General features: G+C 41.8%; 5 protein-coding genes and 1 pseudogene. 3 read left to right on the forward strand and 3 right to left on the reverse strand.

Annotated elements, in window-relative coordinates:
• Positions 1-210: 210 nt before the first annotated feature.
• From PX484_RS22795 to PX484_RS22800, 3 genes and pseudogenes are all read right to left on the reverse strand, one after another.
• Positions 211-798, reverse strand: a complete 588-nt coding sequence (locus PX484_RS22795) for a Uma2 family endonuclease (RefSeq protein ID WP_288105644.1) — start codon at positions 796-798, stop codon at positions 211-213.
• 140 nt (positions 799-938) lie between these two features.
• Positions 939-1,025: pseudogene (locus tag PX484_RS25890) on the reverse strand (PCP reductase family protein); the annotation flags it as partial.
• A gap of 101 nt (positions 1,026-1,126) precedes the next feature.
• Positions 1,127-1,714, reverse strand: a complete 588-nt coding sequence (locus PX484_RS22800) for a Uma2 family endonuclease (protein ID WP_288105648.1) — start codon at positions 1,712-1,714, stop codon at positions 1,127-1,129.
• Between the two features lie 225 nt (positions 1,715-1,939).
• Between PX484_RS22800 and ftsY the strand changes: the two genes are divergently transcribed.
• The 3 genes from ftsY to PX484_RS22815 all read left to right on the forward strand — a co-directional run bounded on the left by ftsY (position 1,940) and on the right by PX484_RS22815 (position 4,646).
• Positions 1,940-3,295 (forward strand): signal recognition particle-docking protein FtsY, encoded by a 1,356-nt coding sequence (gene ftsY, locus PX484_RS22805; RefSeq protein WP_287666227.1) that lies wholly within the window; start codon positions 1,940-1,942, stop codon positions 3,293-3,295.
• 94 nt (positions 3,296-3,389) lie between these two features.
• Positions 3,390-4,190 carry a metal ABC transporter ATP-binding protein gene (locus tag PX484_RS22810; protein WP_287666230.1) on the forward strand — a complete coding sequence of 267 codons (801 nt, stop codon included), beginning with the start codon at positions 3,390-3,392 and terminating at the stop codon, positions 4,188-4,190.
• A 39-nt stretch (positions 4,191-4,229) separates the two neighbouring features.
• Entirely contained in the window at positions 4,230-4,646 is a 417-nt protein-coding gene (locus PX484_RS22815; protein WP_002751775.1) for a DUF3119 family protein, read from the forward strand.
• Positions 4,647-4,991 lie beyond the last annotated feature (345 nt).

Here is a 4,991-nt window from a genome sequence, read left to right on the forward strand (position 1 = left end):
CAAATGGAGAGAATTCTTGTCCATTAAGAAATGTTACAAATTACATGGGTACATTAAGAAAAGTTAAGGGGTTACATCCATTGATGGATAAGGGTTTTCGGCTATTATAGTATATATGTATGGGGGGAAGTTCAGTTATACCAAAAAAGATTAGCTATTTTGAGATAATGAGTTTCTTGATAGCGACTCTTTTTGACCTTTCTTTTAATTTTAGGTTTCTACTAGGTCGAAATTTACTCTTTGATATAAATCTTGAAAAGAAATCTGCCAATCTACCGACAGCAATTGTAAAACCGCATTTTCCCCCGTGACGAAATCAATTAACCATTGATCATCCTTTTGTTTATAGTAACGTTCCACACTATAACTAGATTGTTCGATCAGAATATATTCCTGAAAAGTTGGCAAGGAACGATAGAATTTAAACTTATCCCCTCGATCATAAGCTTGGGTGGAATTAGAGAGAACTTCGACAATAATTAAAGGATTGATCACGTTAGATTTACTATTCCCTTGATAGAGAGGTTGACCTTTAATCACCATCACATCAGGATAGGTGTAAATGCTACAATCTGACAGCCATAAACGCACCGTTTCCATGTAGGTATAATAATCTTGATTATTGATAGTCAGAGGAAATCTTCGATAGAAGTTTCCAGCAATCTGATTGTGATTAGTGGTAGCTCCTACCATTGGGATAATTTCTCCTTGACGATATTCATTTTTATCTTCGGACGTTTCCTCTAGGGCGAGATATTCTTCGGGAGTATAATATTTAGTTTCGGTAGCGCTTAACATTTTTGACTCTCCTTCCTATTCTATTTTCTAGGATACAGCATTTCCCTAAAAAGAGACAAAGTTATCCTTGAGGAAGGTTATCAATTGAGTGGCTCGGAAAAGTGTATCTTAAATATCTCAGTAATCCGCTGACGCGCTTAGGAACGAACAAAATAGGGAATATTTTTTAGTTTTGCTTTTGCTTCTGCGGTCTATTGTAGTTGATCGGAAAAATCTAGAGCGTCCATAGATTTAACATATAGTAGTCCGTCTATTATACCAAAAAAGATTAGCTATTTTGAGATAATGAGTTTCTTGATAGCGACTCTTTTTCACCTTTCTTTTAATTTTAGGTTTCTGCTAGGTCAAAATTTACTCTTTGATATAAATCTTGAAAAGAAATCTGCCAATCCACCGACACCAATTGTAAAACCGCATTTTCCCCCGTGACGAAATCAATTAACCATTGATCATCCTTTTGTTTATAGTAACGTTCCACACTATAACTAGATTGTTCGATCAGAATATATTCCTGAAAAGTTGGCAGAGAACGATAGAATTTAAACTTATCTCCTCGGTCATAAGCTTGGGTAGAATTAGAGAGAACTTCGACAATAATTAAAGGATTGATCACGTTAGATTGACTATTCCCTTGATAGAGAGGTTGACCTTTAATCACCATCACATCGGGATAGGTGTAAATACTATAATCTGACAGCCATAAACGCACCGTTTCCATGTAGGTATAATAATCTTGATTATTGATATTTAAGGGAAAATTACGGCAAAAATTTAGACAAATCTGATTGTGATTAGTGGTGGCTCCTACCATTGGGATAATTTCTCCTTGACGATATTCATTTTTAACTTCGGACGTTTCCTCTAGGGCGAGATATTCTTCGGGAGTATAATATTTAGTTTCAGTAGTGGTTAACATTTTTGACTCTCCTTCCTATTCTATTTTCTAGGATACAGCATTTCTCTAAAAAGAGACAAAGTTATCCTTGAGGAAGGCTATCAATTGAGTGGCTCGGATTATATTTTTTCCTTAATCTCCGGCAAAAAATGCTGAGAAATCCATAATTAAAAATCTAACTATCAAAATTGCTCACGCTAAGGGTTAAGATAAACTAGATAAATAGTTTTATGTTTAGTTTCTCCTATGTTTAACTGGTTCCGTCGTCAGAAAGTCCAACCCGAACAAGAACAAGCACCCCCCGCACCCGTAGAGGAAACCCCCAGCGAGGCAACCCCGACGACTAGCGAGGCAACCAGTCAGGAAGAGTATTTAGATTGGGCCAAAAAAGCCTTTAAAAATATTCAAGAGAAAAAAGCCACGGCCGAGGCCGTCGTGAGCGAAACCCCTGAAACATCCATTGCTGAAACGGAACCTCTGCAAGAGGAAGAACCGGTTAAAGAAGAAGAAACCGAGGATAATACCCCCGCATGGCTGAAAAAATCCGATCGCCTCGAAATTCTCAAAGAAACCGCCATCGAAACCCCCACAGAACCGGATGAAGATTTTATCTGGTCAGCCAAAGTTTTAGCCAATCAGGGACGACAAGCAGAGGACGTTTCAGAAGAAGAAATCACCTGGTTAAAAAAATTGCGTCAGGGTTTAGGCAAAACGCGCCGCAGCTTGGTCAATCAGCTTAAGGCCGTGGTCGGTCAGGGTCCCCTCAATCAAGATGCGGTGGAGGAAATTGAAGCTTTATTGCTTCAGGCCGATGTGGGGGTAGATGCCACCGATTATATTATCACTACCCTCCAAAATAAGCTAAAACAGGAAGCTTTGCCCCCCGAAAAAGCGATCGAATATCTCAAAGAAATTATCCGCGAGATTTTAGATGCACCTTTAGCCAATTATAGCAACCCCGGTTTTGAGCCAGAAAAAGGCAAATTAAATATCTGGATGCTCACAGGAGTTAACGGAGTCGGTAAAACAACAACTATAGGCAAATTAGCCCATTTATCTAAACAATCTGGCTATAGTTGTATAATCGCCGCTGCCGACACCTTTCGCGCTGCCGCCGTGGAACAGGTGAAAGTTTGGGGAGAGCGATCGCAAGTCGAAGTAATTGCCAACCCGGGCAAAAATACCGACCCGGCCGCCGTGGTGTACGATGGCATCGAAGCCGCTAAATCCAGGGAGATAGAATTACTTTTAGTAGATACGGCGGGAAGATTGCAGAATAAAAAGAACTTAATGGCAGAATTAAGCAAAATTCGCCGTATTATCGACAAAAAAGCCGAGAGTGCCGTGGTGGAATCCCTTCTAGTTCTCGATGCCACTTTAGGACAAAACGGGCTGCGACAGGCAGAAGTTTTCTCGGAAGCTGCCCAATTAAGCGGCGTGATCCTGACTAAAATCGATGGTACAGCTAAAGGGGGTGTCGCCCTTGCCGTAGCGCGTCAGCTTAACCTCCCGATTCGCTTTGTGGGTGCTGGGGAAGGAATCGAGGATCTGCGGCCTTTTTCCAGTTACGAATTCGTGGAAGCTTTACTGAGTGGCGATTAATCTCACCCTAGCGATCTTTCATAATCTTTTCATGCTTGCTTCATAATTGTCTCATTTTTAGTTATGCTAGAACTGGAGACTCGGGATAACAACTATGCAAAGGACAATTACAGTTAGTCATCTAGGAGTATATTATCGCGGCGTGGAAGCCCTACGGGATATCACCCTGAAAATTCATCCAGGACGATTAACCGGTATCATCGGTCCCAACGGTGCGGGTAAAAGTACCCTGATCAAAGCCATGCTAGGATTAATTCGCGTACAACAGGGAAGCGTTAACTATCAAGGGCAATCTCTACAGCAACAACTGGATAAAGTCGCTTATGTTCCCCAAAGATCTCAAATCGACTGGACCTATCCCGTCACCGCTTGGGATGTGGTAATGATGGGGAGAGTCAGAAAAACGGGTTGGTTTCGTCCTTTTTCCCATATTAGTCGTCAACAGGCTTTAAATGCCCTAGAACGGGTGGAAATGGCTGATTTGCGCCATCGTCCCCTCGGTCAGCTGTCGGGGGGACAACAGCAAAGAGTCTTTTTAGCCAGATCTTTGGCCCAAGAAGCGGAGATTTTCTGTTTTGATGAACCTTTCGTTGGGGTAGATCAAAAAACCGAGGGGGTTCTTTTTAATATCTTTGGTGAGTTAGCCCAAGAAAATAAAATTGTCATGGTGGTTAACCATGATTTAGGCGAATCTATCACCCATTTTGCTGATTTAATCCTCTTAAATAAAGAATTGATCCTCGCCGATCAACGATCTAAGGTCTTAACTGATTTTAATCTCCGGCGTGCATACGGGGGTAAAGTCTCCTTCTATGATGCCATGACACCACCAGATCATCGCCGATCAAGTCTCGATTATCTCGATCGCTTCTCGAAAAACAATGCGATAAACTAGAAGCGAAGATATTTTGGCTGACTGCCGATAGGGACACCAATGACAACTATTTCCCCGCAAGAAGTAACAGGAACGATCGAACTGGCTCCTAACTATCGAATTCCCCTGTTTTTGGTAATTTTATCGCTGCCTTTACTCTTTTTACAGGTCTGGCTCGGAATAATTTTCTCCCTGTTAGGCCTATTCTTGATGTTCCAGACTACCCGCATTCGCCTCCAGTTTACCCCCACTTCCCTAGATGTCTATCTGTCCGGGCAACAAATTCGCTCCTTTCCCTACCAAGAATGGCAAAATTGGCGAATTTTCTGGAACAAAGTCCCGATCCTGTTTTATTTCAAAGAAATTAACAGCATTCATTTTTTGCCCATTATCTTTGACAGCGCAACCCTGAGACTGTGCCTGGAAAAATACTATCCTTTAGCAGCATCGCAAGCGATCGACTCAGAAGCGAACTAAGATTGAGATAAAATAAAATCTAGCTAATAGCGTCTTAAGTGGGTAGGTGTTAAAAATTGTCAGATCCCCCCGCCTATCGGCACCCCCCTTATTAAGGGGGGCAGGGGGGATCCCCCCGCCTATCGGCACCCCCCTTATTAAGGGGGGCAGGGGGGATCGAAGGCAAGATATATCGTCTATTAATTAGAACCACTTACTTAATTACCTGCCTTGGCCCTCTGTTCGCTCTGCATTTCTAAAGCCGATGAATTCAGAAGATTTTAATGTTTTACCCCTTGACAAAATGACAGACTTACCCAATGAATCTGTCGAAGAATTTAGTTTTGATGATCTCTGGAACGATCG

The organism is Microcystis sp. M49636_WE2 (assembly GCF_030065375.1).
GTDB lineage: Bacteria > Cyanobacteriota > Cyanobacteriia > Cyanobacteriales > Microcystaceae > Microcystis > Microcystis aeruginosa_C.